Here is an 18719-nt window from a genome sequence, read left to right on the forward strand (position 1 = left end):
TAGCGTTTGATCATAACGATTGCGCGGCCGGTTTGGTCTGGACTGCTCAACGCTTACGACTGAACAGGGTAGCACAATGTTTTTTCTTCTCAGGACAGCGTTCTGGATGACGCTGGTTCTGGCCCTGATCCCACTGGGATCCGGCCAGTCAACCGAGACCGAGATCGACGTCGACCCCGTTGCCGCGTATCTGGCAGCCTCGGCGACCGTGTCAGACATTTCGAAGTTTTGCGAGCGCAATCCGCAGGCCTGCGAAACAGGCGGTGCGGCCCTGAGCGCGATCGGAGCCCAGGCGCGGGACGGCGCCCGGATTGTCTATGAGTTCCTCGATGCGAAAGTGTCGAAAAAAGACGGGATCACCATTGAACTGCCGCGCGAACAGCAGCTGGCAGAGGCCGGTGAAGACGGCATCCTGGTGACCGGCGCAACCACCACACAAGTTACCAGCGGCACGTTGACACATGACGATCTTGCCTTGCCTTGGCGCGGCGCGGCTGAAACCCCGCAACAGCCCAATTCTGCGCCGCAGACCGCCAGCAAGGCAGAATACGGGCCGGTTCCACGGCCCAAACCCCGCACAGGCGGCAACGCCTGAGCACCCGTCCGTCCGGCAGCTCTCGATATCAAGAGAGCCGGCCAGGCGGCGATGCGCCCCCGTTGACCTCTGAGCGCCGGCCATGCCGCGCGGCCAGGGACAACGGATTACCTTCAGCGGATGTTTCCGCTACGCCGCAGGTCGGACAGCTGCCCACTCCACCTGCGGCGTTTCTTTGTCTGCCACCCTGTGCATCCTGGCCCTTAAAATTCCGTCTGCCGCTCCGCCAGCCGACTGCGATTTGCATCGCGGCCGCGACGAGCTATATGGAAATGCGTGAGATAGAAAAGCGGTGTGCGATGACCACGACGATTGACGAAATCCTTGAGAATTTCGAGTTCCTCGACGACTGGGAAGACCGGTACAAGTATCTGATCGATCTCGGCAAGGAATTGCCGGACCTGCCCGACGGTGAGAAGAACGAGACCAACAAGGTGCGGGGCTGTGTCTCTCAAGTCTGGCTGATCACCAGCGTCGATACCCGCGGCGGCGTGCCGGTCGTGAGCTTTCGCGGCGACAGCGACGCCCTGATCGTGCAGGGTCTTGTGGCCATCGTGCTGGCGCTGTTCTCGGGCAAGACCGCGCAGGACATACTCGATACCGATGTTGAGGACGTGTTCAACCGGCTTGGCCTGCAAGAACACCTGACGCCGCAGCGTTCGAACGGATTGAAATCCATGGTCGGCCGGATTCGCTCCGATGCCGAAGGCGCGCTGGCCGCCGCCTGATGCGGCTTTTTGCCGGCAGCCCCCCTGCCGGCGATTTGCCTGCGCGCGTTTGTCAGCGCTTGGTGCTGGGCGCCCGGGTTTTGTAGCCATAGGCTAATGACAGGCTGGCCAGGGCGATTTTCAAGACAATCTTGCCCGACCGCACCGGCCATTCCCGCTCCGCCTCGACTGCAGCCAGCCCCTTGAGATGGCAGCACACATCGACCAGAACGCCGGACAACATCGGCTCAAGCGACCCCAGCACCTTTTGCACACGGTCCCGCGCTGCATACACATCGTCGGAAAACTCGGCCTGCCCGCGGATCGCACCGGTGCCACCAGGCGCGTCGCTGAGTTTCCACCCTGGCCCGAAGGAAGGTGTGAGGCGGGCAAACTCGTAGTCCTTGCGCAACCTTTCGCCAGCAGTCACTTCATCTGCGGTCAAGAACGGTGTGCCCCGTTTGGTCTTGCGGCTGGCAAGCCACGCAAGCGGGCTTTCCTGCAGATTGACCCGCACCGGCTGTGAACTGCCATCCCCCTGCTTCGGAATCTGCACGCCGGCCATGTCCCGGTGCTGGGCCGCAAAGCCGCCGTCTCCGGCACTGAGCAGGCGTTTCAAGGTTTTGCGCCCAGTGTCCGACAGGCGAAACCCGTCCGGTTCTTCCAACAGATAATCGTTTGCCAAAAGCGTCCTTGCGACCGGTTCGTCAACAGCCTGCGGCTTTTTGTCGGAAGCGCGGGTCAGGCTCCATTGGCTCGTTCCATCGCTGTTTTGTCCGCAAGTCAGCCGCGCAGACTTGCTGCTCAACAGCTTCAGAACCGGCTTGAGCGCGCGGGCGGACACGTTGGTGACAGGCAATGCGTGGCAGCTCATGCGCAAGCTCCATAGATGTCGCGAAACAGCGGGTCCGCCCGCAAGCTGATCAACTCCTCGATTTTCGACACCATTTCATCGAACGCAGGATCATCCCGCTGGTCCTCGATCTTGCGGCATGCGTGATGGGCGGTTGACCGGTCCCGCCGGTAGCGTCTTGCAACCTCTGACAGGGGCAAGCCGAACTCGACATGGGCCAGATACATCAGCAACTGCCGGGCCTCGCATACCCGGCGCGGGCCCCGGCCGTCGTCGTAAAATTCGACTGGAAGCACGCAGTAAGCCTTTGAGACATACCCCTCGGCCAGGTGCAAATGCGCCGCAATCCGGCTTTCCCACAGCGCGGAAAACACGCGCCGCGAGGCCGCGAGGCCCGGACCTTTGCTTTTTCCCCGATCCCTATTTGCCTGCATAGACTTCCTCCACTTGTTAACAAATAACCGAACGCAAACATTAGGTAAATTTTCCTATATTGTAACAGCACACTTATGGGTCGTGGATAAATTATCCAACAACCTTAAAATACGCGGTAAAAATTCCAATGCTTCGGCATGCAAACTGCGGTGGGATGCCGCATTTTTTGACAGTTTCCGGGAGGAATACCCTCTAAATTGAGGGGATCGACAGGGTTTGGGTCCGTTACGCCCGTCCCGGCAGAGCAGCTTTGCCCTCCCTCCTGCCCCGGCCTGTGTTCCAGAGGCGAAATGGACGCGGCTCGATCCCTGTTGAGGCGCGCACAGGAGACATGCGGGATGCTGGCAGCCCAAAAGAAAAAGCCGCCTGCGAAGCAGACGGCTTTCCTCAACTCATTTGGAAAGACGGTTTACTTGGAACGTTTGCGTTGCTGGCCAAGACCCATCTTTTTCGCCAGTTCCGAACGGGCTGCGGCGTAGTTCGGCGCAACCATCGGATAGTCGGAACCAAGGTCCCACTTGTCGCGGTATTCTTCCGGGGTCATGTCATAGTGCGTCCGCAGGTGGCGCTTCAATGACTTGAATTTCTTTCCGTCTTCCAGGCAGATGATGTAGTCCGGCATGACTGATTTCTTGATCGGCACGGCAGGCTTGAGCGGCTCCGGCTCCGGCTCCTGGGTCACGGTCGAAGTCCGCTGCAGGGCGCCGTAAACCTCATTGATCAGGTTCGGCAAGTCCGCAGATGCCACTGTATTATTGCTCACATAAGCAGAGACAATATCTGCGGTCAGATCAATAAGATTGTTGTCTACCGGACTTTCAGTCATCATACACCCATTCTCTTTAGTTCATAAAATTTTCTACGCAATGCCGCGGGAGGTCTACACACACCAAATAGCCCAAACAACTGGTTACTTTGGAGCGACAATCATTCAAATTGATTCTACTTCGCAGGCAACGATTGCGGCTTTATAGACCTGCACTCGCAGGAGTACAACCCCTCATGACTTGAAAAGCAAGTAATTATTCAAATCAAGGGGGCCGTGTTTCAATATAACGATCATTGAAAACAGCCATCAGCAAAATATATCGATTTCCCGCTGCCTAGCTTCGTAATAACCCGGAGTAGGTTTACCCCGTCCCGGATCAGCGCAACTCACCGAAATGCAGCGCTAGTTCTTCGGTGTGACCACCTTTGCCAGAGCGTCAAGCTTTGTGTCGCCGCATGGCCTGTATCCAACAACATAAGCCGCCTTAGCCAGAAGATGGGCCGAAATTGGGGCGGTCAGCAGAAAAAAGATCACGCCAGCAATCGCACGGGTCACAACGCCCGCGTCTCCGGCATAGATCGCCAGCGCCAGCAGCATCAGGCCGGACCCGAGTGTGCCAGCCTTGGAGCCGGCATGCATGCGCATATAAACATCCTTCAAACGCAGGATGCCAAGCGACGCAACAAACGCGAAAGACGCACCGATTACCAGCATCAGGCCGACAACGATTTCCAAAACGACCGTGATCATTCGCCTGCCTCCTGTCGTGCGATGCTTTCTTTGACTTCACCCACGATGGTGGGATCGTGGGCGGTGCCCCTGTTCAGGATAAACCGGGCAAAAGCGACCGTTGCCAGAAAACCGACAAGACCCAGTGTGATCGCCACGTCGATGTAGAGCGGATAATTGCTGAGAATGCCGAACACAGCCAAAAAGCCGATACCGACCGCCACCAGCATGTCCAGCGCGACCACCCGGTCCGGAAGGCTCGGCCCCTTGATCGTGCGAATGCAGATCAGGATGAAGGAGACCGACAAGATCGCCAGGGCAATATGCACGCAGACCGACAGGAACTGGCTGGAAAACACTTCAATCGGTGTCATCTGAACACCTCCAGAATCTTGCGCTCAAAACCGTTCTTGATGTCGGCAATCGTCTCGTCGGGATCCGGCACGTCAATGCAATGGACATACAGCGTCTTGCGGTCCTCAGACACATCGACCGACAACGTGCCCGGCGTCAGTGTGATCAGGCTGGCGAGCATGGTGATTTCGAAATCCCGGTCGACGGTCAGCGGAAATGCGATGATACCCGGCTGCAGTTCTATTTTCGGACGCAGCACGATGGTGGCAACCCGCCAGGCCGACATGACAAGCTCGTAGATGAACATCAGCGCCAGCGACACGGCCTGGCCGTAGCGATGGAAATAGGCGCCGGTTCCCACTTGCTCGCGGATCAGGAACAAAGCGCCTGTGCCGAGCACAAAGCCGAACACGAGATTGATGACCGAGAAGTTGCCCGAAACCGCACCCCAGGCCAGCGCCATCAAAATGTTGATCAGAAACAGTCCGGTCATCACTGATCTCCAAAGACAGAGCGGATATACCCGCTGGGCTCGACTACGCCGCTGGCGCCCCGCGCCGTCAGCTCAAACATCCACTCCGGTTGCAGGCCGAAATAGATCACCATGGCCGTCAGGATCCCGAGGGGCAACCAGAGCGCGGCTGAGAACACCCCCTGCTGCGCTGCGGGCAAGGCAAGCGCCTGTCCGTCAGGCGTGCCTTCCGGGCCGCCGCGCCAGAACGCGTAGATCCAGGCCCGGCCCATGGCGATGGTTGTCAGGAAGCCGCTTAACAGGATCGCCGCGCCAAGCCACCCGCGGCCGTCCTGAAACGAGGCATCCACCAGCATGACCTTGGGCCAGAAGCCGGAGAAAGGCGGCAGGCCGGATACTGCAAAAGCCAGGATCAGGAACACAAAGGCAAACGCCGGATTTGCGCCGTAAATACCGCCTGCCTCGCGCAGACTGTAGGTGCCCGTCAAAAGCGCCACGATGCCAACCGCCATATAGAGTGCTGTCATCACGATGATCGAGTGCACCGCGTAGAAGATCGCACCGGAGATGGCCAGATTGGTGCCGACCGCAAGCCCGGCGAGCATCGACCCGATGCCCATGATCACCAGATAGCCGAGCAGACGCCGCAACTCGGTCTGCGCCAGCGCTCCGATCGCTCCGGTCAGCATGGTCGCAATCGCCAGCAGCGAAATCACGTCCGCCATGTACTCCCGTGATTCCGGCATGATGACCATGAAGATCCGGATCAAGGAGTAGACCCCGACCTTGGTCAGCAAACCGGCAAACACGGCTGACACGACGATGTTCGGCGTGTGATAGGAGGCCGGAAGCCAGAAATTGACCGGGAACGCGGCGGCTTTCATGGCAAAGGCAAGCAGATAAAGCGCGGCGATCACGGCCAGGGTGCCGGTGGCCGGGCTGCCCAATTCAGACACCTTCATGGCAATGTCTGCCATGTTCAATGTGCCGAACACGCCATAGATCAGGCCGGTGCCGATCAGGAACAGGTTGGTTCCGACCAGGTTCAAGATGCCGTATTTGACCGCCCCGTCCAGCTGCGCGCGGTCATTGCCGAGCACCAGCAGGCCGTAGGACGAGATAAGCAGCACTTCGAACCAGACATAAAGGTTGAAGATGTCGCCGGTCAGAAACGCGCCGCTGACGCCGGTCAAAAGCAGCAGCAGGAACGGGTAGAAGCCGTAGCGCCGCCCGGTGTGATCGACCGAGATCGCGCCGTAAAGACCAGCCGTGAACGCCACAATGCTGGCGATCAGTGACAAGGTGGCACCCAGCGCATCAACAGTGAAGGCGATGCCGAAAGGCGGCAGCCAGCCGCCCATCACCATTGTGATGACGCCCTTGTCGAGCACGCGCGCCAGCAAGCCCACATTGGCAAACACCAGCAGCGACAGGAAAATCATGCCGAGCTTCGGCTGTGCGTCGGTGTTCTTGCGTGTCATCAAACACAAAGCGCCGCCGATCATCGTGATCAGCACCGGAGCAACGACAAGCCAGTCACCGGCGGCGACCGGCTGGGTCACCATCGCTGCAGAAACATCAACGGAAGGGTAAGATCCGGCCATCTCGGTCAGTATCCTTGCGGGGGTGCTGGGTCATCTTTGGGTTCGGCGATGCGCATTTCGTTGACGTCATCTGTCCCTGTCTCCTGATAGGCGCGAAACGCCAGCACCAGAAGGAATGCGAAAAACGAGAACGAAATCACGATCGCCGTCAGGACGAGTGCCTGCGGCAGCGGGTTGGCGGTCGCCTCCGCCGGGACATAAAGGTCGTTCGGGATGACCGGCGGCACTTCCCGCGTCAGCCGGCCGGCCGTGAAAATCAGCATGTTCACCGCGTTGCCGAGGATCGCGATCCCGAGCAGGATGCGGACGATCGACTTGGACAGAAGCAAATAGACGGCAACGGTGAAGAACAGGCCGATGAGGATAGCAAGACCGGTTTCCATCAGTCGCTCTCCCTTTCTTCCAGCGCCAGGGCAATCGATCCGATCGCACCGACAACCACGAGATAGACGCCAATATCGAAGATCAGCGGTGTCGACAGCTTGATCTCAACGCCGAACAGGTAAATCGGCCACCATTGGCTGGTCATGAAAGGCTGTTTGTAGAACAGGCCGAGCAGACCCGCGGCCGCTCCCATGAACAGTCCGAAACCGGAAATTGCCATCGGATGAAACACGATGGCCCGGCGCACCGATGCCACGCCGCAGGCGATCCCGTAAATGGCCAGCGAGGACGCGGCAATCAGCCCGCCGATAAAGCCGCCACCGGGTTCATTGTGGCCGCGCAGAAGGACGAAGATCGAGAACAGAACCATCAGGGCCGCGAGATACGGCGCGATGGTGCGGAAGATAATCGTGCGCATCAGCGTGCCTCCGCTTTCTTGGCAGGCGTATCGGCCCCGGCCTCCGGCTCTTCTTCCTTGTCCGGCCGCGTGCGAACCCGGATCAGGGCCAGCACACACAGGCCGGTCAGGCAGACCACGGCGATTTCGCCCAACGTATCGATGCCGCGGAAATCAACCAGGATGACGTTGACGATGTTTCGGCCGAAGGCGAGCGAGTAGCTGTATTCCGTGAAGAATTCAGACAGGCGCAAATCGAACGGCTGCTGGGTGATTGCGATCAGCGTCAAGGCTAGGCCCGCCCCGACCCCGATCGAGACGACACCCGTGGCAAGCGCAGCGCCCCATGGCCGCCGGTCGCGCGGCTGCAGGTTGAGCCGCGTCATGACAAGAGCCAGGATGACCACCGACAGGGTTTCGACCATCAACTGTGTGAAAGCCAGGTCCGGCGCGGCAAACATCATGAAGATCAGGGCAACGGCAAAGCCCTGGATGCCGAGGGAGACGATCGCCGTCAGGCGCGATTTTGCGATCAGAACGGCAATCAACCCGATGACCGCGATCAGGAACACGCTCCACTCATAGAAGCGGTATTCGGGGAAATCAGGCATGGCCGGCCAGCCGCCGCCGAGATACCCCGGCACCAAAACGCTCGCGGCGATGACAACGAAGGTGGCGAGCATGTAGGTCTGCATCTTGCCGCCCTGAACCAGGCGCGTGAAGGCGCCGGACAGCGTCACCAGACCGGCAATGACCTGGTCGAACCCCTTGTCCGGGCCCCAGCCGATGGCATCCAGCACACCCTTGATCAGCGCCCGCAACCGGTCCAGCTGCGTGTAAAGCGCAACACCCAGCGCGATGGTGATCACCGACAGGATCAAAGGCGCGTTGATATAGGGCGGGATCAGCACCAGCTTGACCTCTTGCGGCTCACCGACCAGAGACGACAGCATCGGCCCGATCAGGTAAAAACCTGTTGCCGTGGTGGCCAGCGCGGCCACAAGACCGGCGACCGACAGCACAACAGGGCCGGAGAACAACAAGAGCGGCCCTTCATGGGCCTCTTTCGGGGTCTTGACCTTTTCGCCGAGGAACGGCTTGAGCGCGACCGCTGCGGCAATCACCAGCATGAGCGCGTTGCCGACAACCGCGGTGACAGTCAAGGCCATGGCAGCGGCAGGCGCCCCCCAGGTGCCGTAGTACAGCACTTCCTTGGCGATGAACCCGATAAATGGCGGCAGGCCGGACATGGACAGAGCGGCAAGACACGCGGCGGCGAAGGTGACCGGCATCGCCTTGCGCAGCCCCCCCAGCTTCGTGACATCGCGGGTCCCCGCCTCATGGTCAATCGTGCCGGCAACCATGAACAGCGCGCCTTTGAACAGGGAATGCGCAAACAGATACAGCACAGCCCCTTCCAGTGCCCGCTCGGAGCTGACACCGGTCAGCATGACCAAAAGCCCGAGCGAGGCGACCGTCGTGTAAGCCAGCATCAGTTTCAAGTCGGTCTGGCGAACCGCCAGGATCGTGCCAACCAGCAGCGTGATCCCGCCAAACAAAGGCAACACGGTTGTCCAGAGCTCTGTGCCGCCCAGAAGCGGATGCATGCGCATCAACAGATAGACGCCCGCCTTGACCATCGTGGCCGAGTGCAGGAACGCCGATACCGGCGTCGGGGCTTCCATCGCGTTCGGCAGCCAGAAGTGGAACGGAAACTGGGCGGATTTGGTAAAGGCACCGCCGAGGATGAGAATGAAGATCGGCACGTAGAGCGCATGATCCTTGAGCACATCCGGGTCGCGCAAAAGCGCCGACATTTCGATTTGGCCCGTGGCCGTGATGATCAGGATGAACCCTGCCAGCAGAAGCAGCCCGCCGCCGCCGGTCACGACAAGCGCCTGAACGGCCGCCCGGCGCGAGCGCTCTTTCAGATGGTTGAAGCCGATCAGCAGGAAGGAGGTGATCGATGTCAGCTCCCAGAACACAAACAGCGTGATCAGATTGTTGCCAAGCACAAGACCCAGCATCGCGCCCATGAACAGGAACAGGAAGGAGAAAAACCGCCCTTGCTGGGCATGCCCCTTCATGTAGCCTCCAGCATAGAGGATGATGAATGTGCCGATGCCTGAAATCAGCAGCGCAAACAGCGTCGACAAGCCGTCGATGTAAAACGACAGATTGATCCCGTAAGCGGGTGCCCAGTCGCGAATCGCGACGAATGTCTGCGCCTCTGCGACGGCTGGAACATAGCCGGCGAAATGCATGAAAATGCCAGCGGGCACGATGGCCAGCGGCCAGGCCGCGTTGTGGCCCATCAGTCGTGTCAGGAAGGGCGCGACGGCTGCCGCAAAAAAAGGCGCCAAAACGGCGAGAATGGTGATCAGCGTGTTGCTGTCGATCGCTACAGGCGTCATGTCGTTTCTCGGGTCACTTCACCCCCGCAAAGAACTGCAAGGGTCGGGCTGGAAAACGGGCCCAGAACGGCAATGGTGCTGATGGATATCACCAGCGAGCTTGGTACGTGGTCTTACGATCTGGAATAGTGCCGCGCAAGTGTAATCGAACCGTTTCCAGAATAACCGGAGCGCGCAAAATGAAATCGACAGGTTCTTGAAGGAAAGCAGGCGCGCATCGGAGCTCCCAATAGCCGGAGAAACAACTCTGGGCTTACTTGGGTACGCATTATTGCTTGGTCAATCTCGACAAGTTTAAAAAAAGCACTGTTTTGTTGCATTTTTTTCGGCCCAACCCCTAAAAAGAATCACCGACTGTTTTATGCGGCCATGCTAGCCTGCGAACCGGGATTGAGTGCAAGGGCGGTGCGGTCAGCGCGGAGGCTGCATCCGCCGGCCGGCGGACTGGAGGTTATGTTGATGGCGGGGAACCAGGACGACATGAGCGGCGACCGGCTTGCCGCTGCAAAGACGGACACCGGTTTTTCAGAGCTTCTCGAGGCCAGCCCGGTTGCAGCTCTCGGCCTGAGCAGAGGCCTTGGAGTGGCTTACGCCTCCGGCGCGGTTGCCGAGATTTTCGGCTGGCAGCCGGAAGACCTGATGGACCGCGGATTGTCGGTCCTCATGTCCGGCGAAGGCTCACTGGTCATGGACGCGCTCAAGCGGCTTGACCGGGAGGACGGCCCGCCGGTGCGCAAACGCTGCCAGCTTGCGACAAAGAATGGGGATCTGATCTGGACGGACGTCACCGCAAAAACGATCCAGACACGCGGCGGCAGCCTGTTGCATGTTGGGCTGTATCTTCAGGACGCCTCCACGCATGTTGCCCTTGAAAAGACGGTGACCGGCCTGCGGCGTCACGACGAGCAGACCGGACTGGAAAACCGGCGCGGGTTCCACGAGAGCCTTCAGCGCGAATGGGCGGTCGCCCGCCGGGAAAAAGCGCCTGTCAGTCTCATCCTGATTGAAATCGACAAGTATTACGGACTGACCGATATCAACGGCGGGACCGCCGGAGCCGATCTTGCGGCCCGGGCGATCGCCGATATCCTGAAGAGCACCACCCGCCGCGCGGCCGATGCCGCGGCCCGCCTCGACGACAGCCGGTTTGCGCTGTTGCTGCCGCGCACGCCCGAGGCCGGAGCCCGCACCATATCCGATTATGTGCGCCAGGCGATTGCCGACCGCAAAGTGCCCAACCTGGAAAACGAGGACCGGGGCGGCGTGACCACTGTCAGCATCGGCACCGCGACCGGGCTTTATGTCGAACGGGCTGTCGATGCGGCTTCGGGCCTCCTGTTCAAACGCGCCGAGGAGGCATTGGACCTGGCCCGTGAACAGGGCGGCAACCGGATCGAGACCGCTGTGATCGTGTTACAGGCCGGCGACGGCAGCGACTGAGGCGGCGGCTTGCCGCGGTGCGGCGTGCGACCTACGTATATGTGAGATCACGTATATCTTGCGAGGAATCCATGACAGATGCAAAGACCAAGAAGGTCGAGAAGTCTCTCGAAGAATGGCGGGATCAACTCACGCATGACCAGTTTCACGTGACCCGCCAGTCCGGCACCGAGCGCCCGTTCACCGGGCCATACTGGAACAGTTTCGAGACCGGCAAGTACATCTGCGTGTGCTGCGACCAGCACCTGTTTAATTCCGAAACCAAGTTCGATGCAGGGTGCGGCTGGCCGAGCTTTTTCGAAGCGGCCCACAAGGACGCGATCACCGAAATCGAGGACAGGTCGCACGGCATGGTGCGAACCGAAATCCGCTGCAGCACCTGTGATGCCCATCTGGGGCACGTTTTCCCGGACGGTCCGCCGCCGACGGGTCTGCGCTATTGTCTGAATGGCCATGCCATGCATTTTGTCCCGCACACGCGGACAGATACAGAAAACCGCTGAAACATCCTCTTAAGGCGTTGGCTTTACGGTAGCAGCATTTGTGTCAACGTAGAGCCACGCCGCTCATGACTTTCCTCGGCACCTTTTTGCTTGCCTTTGGTTTCGCACTCGCCTCCCTTGGCCCCGCCAAGGCAAAGACTGAGCGGATCGTGGCCTATACCGCCCACCTGCCGCCCTTGTCGATCGAGGGCACACCGCCCGGAATGGCCGTTGAAGTCATGCAGCTGGCCGCGGCCCGCGCCGGAATTGAGCTCGATGTGCGGTACCAGCCCTGGAAACGGGCCCAAGCCTCCGCCCAATCGACGCCTGGCACATTGATCTTTTCCATTGGCCGGTCAGCAAGCCGCGAAGAGGCGTATCATTGGATCGCCCCCCTGTTCGACACGGAAAGCGGCTTTGTGTCCTTGAGCGAACCGGTCGACAGCTATCAGGAGGCCATCTCAAAAAACATCAATGTCGGCGTCCTGCTCGGTTCCGGCCGGGTCCGTATTTTTAAAAACGAGGGTCTGACCAACCTGAGCGAGATCCCCTCGGAAAGCCAGATCGCGGCCATGCTGAACGCCGGCCGTATCGAGGCATGGTACACCATGACGTGGCGGGCGGCGTATCTTACCAAAAAACTGGGTTACGACCCCGCCCGGCTGAAAATTGGAAAACCTGTTTGGTCCGGCCAACAATATCTGGCCGCACACAAGGAGTTTGATCCGGACATCTCCGCCCGGCTGCGGCAAGCGATCGAGGACGTGCGCCGGTCACCGGACTATGCGGACATCGTCCGCCGCTACACACAATAACAAGCAAACCGCCCGCAGGAGAACAAGACCGGTCAGCCGTCGATGGCATGCAGCTTGGATTCGTCCAAGGCAGCGATCACCAGCAAACCGGCCACGGCCGACGCCAGCGCAGGCCAGTAGGCAAGGCTCATTCCGCTGGCAAACGCACTGTGTATCAGGCTCTGAATCTTGTCGATATCGGACGCATTGAACCCGGAAAGAGCTGATTTTGCAGCCGACGACGACGCCGGACCGGAGGCCAGAACATCAATCGCCGTATTGGAAAGCGACAAACCCGCCTCTTTCAGTCCGGCCCTGATTTGACCCTCGCTCGAGACAGCCATGATTGCGGTTGCCACCGCAACGCCAATTGCGCCGTAAGCAAGGTGGAACATGAAAGACAATCCGCCCGCCACCCCGGCTCTCGAGGCAGCCACCGAACTGACCGTCGCCGTGCCGGCTGTGCTGACGGCAAGCGGCGCACCGAACCCCATCAAGAGCATGGCGGGCAGCACCGCAAAGTAACCCCAGGACGGGTTCATGAAGACCACCCACAAACACCCCAGAGCCACCAGCGCATAGCCCGCGAACAGCAGCCGTTTCGGGCCAACGGGCTTGTAAAAGTTTCCTGCAATGATCGAGCCGACGGCCAGCGGCAGCATCAGCGGGATCATGCCAAACGAGGCCTGCAGAACCGACCAGCCCAGCATTTTTTGCAGGAATTGCGGGAAATACAGGAAGGCCACGAACACCGCAGGCATCAACAGCGCGTTCAAAGACAGCGCCAGCAGAAACTCGCGATTGTGCAGCATCTGCGGCGGCAGCACCGGATCCTTGACAAATCTCTCGACAAACGGAAATGCCACGAACAGCACAAAACTCGCAGAAAACAGGCCAATGATAACCGCCGATCCCCAGCCCCAGCCGGCGCCTGCGTCGAGCGCGTAAAGCAGCGCCAGAATTGCTGCAGACAAGACCAGGATTCCAAAAACATCGATCGGCTCGTTGTGGGTTTGCGGCGGCTGCTTGGGCAGAACGCGCAGAACCATCAGCGCGGCAATGGCCGAAAACAGCGCATTGACCACAAAAAACAGGCGCCAGTCGCCCATGGACACAGACACGCCCCCGATCAAAGGGCCAATGACATTGCCCATGGTGACGCCGGCCAGAATCAGACCCATCACGAAACCGCGCTGGTCTTCGGAGGAATTGGTCGCGCCGAAGGCGAGGATGCTCGGCCAGATCATTCCGGCCCCGAATCCCTGCAAAGCGCGGGATGCGATCAACACCCCGACGGACGGAGCGGTGAAACAGCCGATTGAAGCGATCACGAAAATCACCAGGCCGATCAGCAGAATGCGCCGGCGCTCATGGGTGTCGCCCAGACGCCCGCCGGTCACCATAAACATGGAAAACGTCAGGGCGTAAATGTTCAGGACCCACTGTGTGGTCGTGATATCGGCGCCAAGTTCGGTCTCGATCGCCGGAACAAGCAACAGTGCGCCGGTAAAGTCGGTTCCGATGGTAAAGGCCACGATCATCAGCGTTGCCATGGCAAACAACGAGAACCCGGTGCGCGTTTGTTTTTGTGTGTCCATGCCTCGGTTCCCTTGTTGCGGCACGGCAAGTGCCAATCGCCTCCAAACGGCGCTTCAACACTATACCGTTTTCTGCTGGCAGCGATGTCAAGATGGCAGATCTTGTGCGTTTGACATCGACCCGGCGCGCTTGCGGTCATCCACAGGCTTTCCCAAAGGTCAGGCCCGCACAAGCGGAAACCTCGGAATATGGCGGTGTGCTCACATCGTCAAAAGGCAAGACCGCTATGGATTTCCTGACCGCTTCCACCGTCACCAAACCAGGTCTCGGCCTGCTGACGTTTTTCATCGCAGACGCCCAAACAGATGAAATCATCACCTATTTCGGGCCGGGTGATGTCATTCCGCACGCAGATCTCGCCGGACGCAGCATCACGATCGGCGCCCAGCTGACAGATCCCGAAGGGTCGGTCGGCAGCGTCGAGCTCACGCTCGGGGACACCACCCGCGTGGAAAACTATCCGCCTTTCATGCTCTTCGGGGACAACATGCTGGGCGACTATGGCGAAGGGGTGCTGGACCTGTCCGCTGCGCTTCAGGATATGAGCGTGACAATCTACGGGGGCCAGAACAAGACCGGCGCCGTTCTCGACACATTCGACATTGAACTCGCGATCCGGCAGGCCCCGGAGCAGCCGGCACCGCCGCTCGCTGCAGACGTTTTGGCCAGCCAGTTTGATCAAATCGTCTTTCACTTCGACGGCAACAACAACGATCCGGACGATATCGCAGCGCTGCCGATTGCGGCCCTGCTTGCGGATGCCGCCGGTATCGAGGACAAGACCAGCTTCTTTTACGGCAACAACCTGAGCCAGGCGAATGAAGACGGCCGTCTTGAGGCTCTTGACGCAGGCGGCGCCTTCGCACGCTCCCTCGGCATCAGTTCCTACAACTATCAGGAGGATATTGATGGAACGACGGCACGCCTCGTTTCAATGATCAATTCCGGCCAGTCCGTCCTGATCCTTGAAGGCGGGCCGATGGACGCCACCTATCGAGCGCTGGAGCAGGCCGACCCGGCGAAGCTTGCAAACGTCACACTGCTGTCCCATTCCACATGGAACCAGGACGCGACCGACATCGACAATCCCAGCTATCCGGGCCTTACGGAAACCCATTCCTGGGCAGACATCCGCAATGATTTTCCGGAAGTGAACCTCATTGAGATTGCCGACCAGAATGGCGGCAACAACAACTTCCGCGGTTTTTACAATCAAAGCTGGTCCTGGCTCGATGAGACCGATGAACCACTCTACCAGGATGCCCGTGCCATCATGTATCTGGCTGATGAAGGGGTGGATGCCGGAAAGCCGAACGACCCTTCGGACGCGGGCATGCTGTTTTATGCACTCACCGGCGAAGATGACGGCACACCGGCCGATGTTGAGGAATATCTGTCAGATCCTGCCGCCTACACGCCCAATGATGAAATCGCATCGCCTATCCTCGATGGGGTCAGCATCGGCAAGAACGGAAACGTCGTGATCGAGGCGGAAACGGCCGAACTGACGGGCAATTGGGCGCTCAGTGACGTGGACGGAGCCACCGGGGACGGACTGTTGATCTGGGACAGCCCGACAGATTCCTTCAATCAGCCGCAAGATACCGTTTCGTTCAAATTCACCGTGGATGTGGACGGCGACTACTACATGTCCTACCGGGGCTGGAAGCCAGACACCGGCGAAAACCATGACCGGAACAACGACTTTTTCTTCCGTTTGAAAACCGCGGATGGCGAGGTTCTGCAGGATCACACCAAGGTCTTCTTTTCCGGCAATTCAGAGCAGTTCCTGTGGGGCACCACATTTGAATCCAACCACAACTTTGCCCCGGCCCGGTTCGAAGACCTGGCCGCAGGTGAAACCTATATCCTGGAACTCTCGGGCCGGTCGCGGCAGGCCGGCATCGACCGCATTCACCTCAATGAGGGGGAGTTCGACCCGTCGACCTACATTATCGACGGGACAGAGACCGACGATAAGCTCTTTGGGACCGATGATCCCGACATCATGAACGGTCTGGACGGCAATGACGACCTGTCCGGCTGGAATGGCGCGGATGTGCTGACCGGCGGGCGCGGAAAGGACATCCTGCGCGGGCACATTGGCGATGACGTGCTCTACGGGGAGCAAGGGGCAGACACCCTTGTCGGAGGACCTGGCGCCGATATCCTTTATGGTGGCTGGGGCAAGGATCAGTTCGTTTTCTATGGGCCGGACCTGATCAACCTGCAAGATGTCGGGTGGGATGTTAGAGCCCTTGATGTGATCGAAGACTTTCAGCTGGGCGTTGACACAATCAAGTTCGGGTCTTCACTCGGCATCGACAGCATGAGCCAGCTGAAAATCGAGGTCCATGACTTTGACGGAGACACCTACGTGTCCGTGAGAGTGAAGGAAACCAAGGACGCGTTCCTGGTCAATGTCGAGGACACTATCGAAACATCCGAACAGTTCGTGGCCGGGGATCCCTTCTGGTTCTAGCCCCACAGGGATTAACGGATGAGGCAGCAATACCCCGGATAGGTCCGACCCGGACTTATCCGGGAACACGGCGCGCGGAAATCGGTAAAGAAAAGCCGCGTTTGTGCTCAAGCTCGAACGGCGGCAATGGACGCCGGTCCTGTTTGGCCCGGCTGTGCGATGCAGATGCCGTAGGCTCCTCCAGCCATCTGCCATCGCCCATCTGTTAGTTTTCGTGATCATTTGCATAATTTTATTTTGTTGGTTCGGCACCGTCCCGCTTGGTACTGACAAGGGGAAGGAGCCCCCAATGAGCGCAGCCACCGAGACGGTCGATCCCTATGCCCCGGACGGGTCCTATGCCTGGTTCCGGCTGGCGATCTGCATCATCCTGTCGACCCTTGGCGGCGCGGGCATGTGGGCGGTGGTCGTCGTGCTGCCGGCGGTGCAGGCCGAGTTCGGCGTCGACCGGGGCGATGCCTCCCTGCCCTACACCATGACCATGATCGGCTTTGCTGCCGGCAACTACCTGATCGGGCGCTGGGTCGACCGGTTCGGCATCGTTCTCCCCGTGCTCCTGTCCGCGCTGGCGCTCGGCGCGGGCTTTGCCCTGGCGGGCCTTTCGACCGGGATCGTCACTTTCTCTCTCGCGCAAGGGTTCCTGATCGGCCTGGGCACGGCGGCAACGTTCGGACCCCTCCTCGCGGATCTGTCCCACTGGTTCAACAAGCGTCGCGGTATCGCGGTCGCCTCTGCGGCCTGCGGAAACTACCTGGCGGGCGTCTTGTGGCCCTCCTTCATCCAGTGGGGGCTCGGGTTCACCGACTGGCGCAGCACCTATCTGATGATCGCGGTGATCTGTGTGGTGGTGATGGTGCCGCTGACCTTCTTCCTGCGCCGGACGCCGGACCCGGCGTACGCCACACGCAATCCGCAGGTGGTCGGCCGGTTCGGCCAGCTGTCCGCCGGGCTGTCCCCGCGCACGCTGCAGATCCTGCTGGTGCTCGCCGGTCTTGGCTGCTGTGTCGCCATGTCCATGCCGCAAGTGCATATCGTGGCCTATTGCGTCGATCTGGGGTACGGCGTGGCCGCGGGCGCGGACATGCTGGCGATCATGGTCGGCGCGGGGATCATCAGCCGTCTTGCGTCAGGCCTTCTTGCCGACAGGATCGGCGGGGTGCGCACGCTTCTGATCGGCTCGGTCCTGCAATGCGCGGCCCTGTTCCTGTACCTGCCCTCGGACGGGCTGGTGACGCTCTACATGGTTTCGCTTGTCTTCGGCCTCAGCCAGGGCGGCATCGTCCCGTCCTATGCGGTGATCGTGCGCGAATACCTGCCCGCAAAAGAAGCCGGGCAGCGGATCGGGCTGGTGATCATGTCGACGATTATCGGCATGGCGATCGGCGGGTGGATGTCCGGCTGGATCTACGACCTGACCGGGTCCTATCAGGCCGCGTTCCTCAATGGCATTGCGTGGAATTTCCTGAACATCGGCGTGATGATCTTCATCCTGATGAACAGCCGGGGCGGCCGGGAGAAACTCGCGGCGGCGTGACCCGCACCTCCCGGTGTTCAGCTCAACGCGCTGAAGTTCCGGACAATCAGATAGACCAGCGACAAAAGGCCAACGGCGACCACGAACAGGTGATAACTGCGCCGTTCGACAAAAATGGCCGAAAGAACCAGAAAGATAATACTTGCCTGGCGAATGAGATAGGGAATGCCGTTGCCGCTCAGCCGGTCGAACCCTTTGACGCCCGTGTCCAGCACGTCGATGGCCAGCAGGAGTGCAGTCAGGCCGTAAATCCAGGCCTTGCGGCGCAGAAAATAATCTTCGAAACCTTCATACTCGTCGATATTGTCGGGATAAAGCACCGCGGTCACAAAGAAGTAGATCGACGCGAACAGGATATGGAAAAGATACGTCTCGAAGGTCCATTGCTCGACGCCTGCCAGCGCAAACTCGAACCACCAGAAAAATGTGACCCCGAGCAGCATGTAAAGCGTCCACCCCAGATGGATGGGCGAAATCCTGTTCTTTTCCGGATGCTGAACAAACCGCGCCAGCCCGTTCAAAAGCCGCGCCATGCCAAGCCCCACCACCATGCCCATGATGGTGCGCACATGGGTGAATTCGGCCAGGTTCGCAGCTGGTGTGTCCATCGTGAATGCTCGGGCTGACAGGTGGTCGGGCAGTGTTGGCGCTCAGAATTTAGCGGTAGGGCGCACC

General features: G+C 59.7%; 19 protein-coding genes. 7 read left to right on the top strand and 12 right to left on the bottom strand.

All coding sequences use genetic code 11. The features are described 5' to 3' along the window. Nucleotides 1-76 precede the first annotated feature (76 nt). Nucleotides 77-595, top strand: coding sequence for a DUF5330 domain-containing protein (locus tag JM93_RS04085; RefSeq protein ID WP_145340755.1), 519 nt, complete (start codon nucleotides 77-79; stop codon nucleotides 593-595). A 299-nt stretch (nucleotides 596-894) separates the two neighbouring features. Then, entirely contained in the window at nucleotides 895-1323 is a 429-nt protein-coding gene (locus JM93_RS04090; RefSeq protein WP_145340756.1) for a SufE family protein, read from the top strand. 52 nt (nucleotides 1324-1375) lie between these two features. On the opposite strand, the gene JM93_RS04095 is transcribed toward JM93_RS04090, so the two are convergent. The 10 genes from JM93_RS04095 to JM93_RS04140 all read right to left on the bottom strand — a co-directional run bounded on the left by JM93_RS04095 (nucleotide 1376) and on the right by JM93_RS04140 (nucleotide 9713). After that, nucleotides 1376-2176 carry a DUF6456 domain-containing protein gene (locus tag JM93_RS04095; RefSeq protein ID WP_145340757.1) on the bottom strand — a complete coding sequence of 267 codons (801 nt, stop codon included), beginning with the start codon at nucleotides 2174-2176 and terminating at the stop codon, nucleotides 1376-1378. Next, nucleotides 2173-2589 (bottom strand): helix-turn-helix domain-containing protein, encoded by a 417-nt coding sequence (locus JM93_RS04100; protein WP_145340758.1) that lies wholly within the window; start codon nucleotides 2587-2589, stop codon nucleotides 2173-2175. The genes JM93_RS04095 and JM93_RS04100 overlap by 4 nt, the downstream gene beginning before the upstream one ends. A 410-nt stretch (nucleotides 2590-2999) precedes the next feature. After that, nucleotides 3000-3416 (bottom strand): Ros/MucR family transcriptional regulator, encoded by a 417-nt coding sequence (locus JM93_RS04105; protein ID WP_145341058.1) that lies wholly within the window; start codon nucleotides 3414-3416, stop codon nucleotides 3000-3002. 345 nt (nucleotides 3417-3761) lie between these two features. Beyond that, complete coding sequence (gene mnhG / locus JM93_RS04110) at nucleotides 3762-4109, bottom strand: monovalent cation/H(+) antiporter subunit G (protein WP_145340759.1); 348 nt, start codon at nucleotides 4107-4109, stop codon at nucleotides 3762-3764. Then, nucleotides 4106-4462 (bottom strand): cation:proton antiporter, encoded by a 357-nt coding sequence (locus JM93_RS04115; RefSeq protein ID WP_145340760.1) that lies wholly within the window; start codon nucleotides 4460-4462, stop codon nucleotides 4106-4108. Before JM93_RS04115 ends, mnhG begins: the two co-directional genes overlap by 4 nt. Continuing rightward, a complete protein-coding gene (locus JM93_RS04120) occupies nucleotides 4459-4935 on the bottom strand; it encodes a Na+/H+ antiporter subunit E (RefSeq protein WP_145340761.1) in 477 nt (158 codons plus the stop codon). The genes JM93_RS04115 and JM93_RS04120 overlap by 4 nt, the downstream gene beginning before the upstream one ends. Then, complete coding sequence (locus JM93_RS04125) at nucleotides 4935-6518, bottom strand: Na+/H+ antiporter subunit D (RefSeq protein WP_145340762.1); 1584 nt, start codon at nucleotides 6516-6518, stop codon at nucleotides 4935-4937. Before JM93_RS04125 ends, JM93_RS04120 begins: the two co-directional genes overlap by 1 nt. A 5-nt stretch (nucleotides 6519-6523) precedes the next feature. Continuing rightward, nucleotides 6524-6901: a Na+/H+ antiporter subunit C gene (locus JM93_RS04130; protein ID WP_145340763.1), complete on the bottom strand. Its 378-nt coding sequence runs from the start codon at nucleotides 6899-6901 to the stop codon at nucleotides 6524-6526. Continuing rightward, nucleotides 6901-7320, bottom strand: a complete 420-nt coding sequence (locus JM93_RS04135; protein WP_145340764.1) for a Na+/H+ antiporter subunit B — start codon at nucleotides 7318-7320, stop codon at nucleotides 6901-6903. The genes JM93_RS04130 and JM93_RS04135 overlap by 1 nt, the downstream gene beginning before the upstream one ends. Beyond that, nucleotides 7320-9713 (bottom strand): putative monovalent cation/H+ antiporter subunit A, encoded by a 2394-nt coding sequence (locus JM93_RS04140; protein WP_145340765.1) that lies wholly within the window; start codon nucleotides 9711-9713, stop codon nucleotides 7320-7322. Before JM93_RS04140 ends, JM93_RS04135 begins: the two co-directional genes overlap by 1 nt. Before the next feature lie 459 nt (nucleotides 9714-10172). Between JM93_RS04140 and JM93_RS04145 the strand changes: the two genes are divergently transcribed. From JM93_RS04145 to JM93_RS04155, 3 genes are all read left to right on the top strand, one after another. Continuing rightward, nucleotides 10173-11153, top strand: coding sequence for a GGDEF domain-containing protein (locus tag JM93_RS04145; protein WP_170230506.1), 981 nt, complete (start codon nucleotides 10173-10175; stop codon nucleotides 11151-11153). Nucleotides 11154-11224: 71 nt separating this feature from the next. Next, nucleotides 11225-11656: a peptide-methionine (R)-S-oxide reductase MsrB gene (gene msrB / locus JM93_RS04150; protein ID WP_145340767.1), complete on the top strand. Its 432-nt coding sequence runs from the start codon at nucleotides 11225-11227 to the stop codon at nucleotides 11654-11656. A gap of 65 nt (nucleotides 11657-11721) precedes the next feature. Then, complete coding sequence (locus JM93_RS04155) at nucleotides 11722-12450, top strand: substrate-binding periplasmic protein (RefSeq protein ID WP_145340768.1); 729 nt, start codon at nucleotides 11722-11724, stop codon at nucleotides 12448-12450. A gap of 32 nt (nucleotides 12451-12482) precedes the next feature. Here the strand turns inward: JM93_RS04155 and JM93_RS04160 are convergent, their stop codons facing one another. Continuing rightward, a complete protein-coding gene (locus JM93_RS04160; RefSeq protein ID WP_208994912.1) occupies nucleotides 12483-14027 on the bottom strand; it encodes an MFS transporter in 1545 nt (514 codons plus the stop codon). Nucleotides 14028-14119: 92 nt separating this feature from the next. On the opposite strand from JM93_RS04160, the gene JM93_RS04165 reads away from it, so the two are divergent. Together JM93_RS04165 and JM93_RS04170 are read left to right on the top strand one after the other, a co-directional pair. Next, nucleotides 14120-16510, top strand: coding sequence for a hypothetical protein (locus tag JM93_RS04165; RefSeq protein WP_145340769.1), 2391 nt, complete (start codon nucleotides 14120-14122; stop codon nucleotides 16508-16510). 289 nt (nucleotides 16511-16799) lie between these two features. Next, entirely contained in the window at nucleotides 16800-18044 is a 1245-nt protein-coding gene (locus JM93_RS04170) for an MFS transporter (protein WP_145340770.1), read from the top strand. Nucleotides 18045-18061: 17 nt separating this feature from the next. On the opposite strand, the gene JM93_RS04175 is transcribed toward JM93_RS04170, so the two are convergent. Next, the gene (locus tag JM93_RS04175; RefSeq protein ID WP_145340771.1) at nucleotides 18062-18652 is read right to left on the bottom strand and encodes a hypothetical protein; all 591 of its coding nucleotides are present in this window, start codon (nucleotides 18650-18652) and stop codon (nucleotides 18062-18064) included. Nucleotides 18653-18719: the final 67 nt, after the last annotated feature.

Origin of the sequence: Roseibium hamelinense (assembly GCF_007830545.1) — a bacterium.
Taxonomy (GTDB): domain Bacteria; phylum Pseudomonadota; class Alphaproteobacteria; order Rhizobiales; family Stappiaceae; genus Roseibium; species Roseibium hamelinense.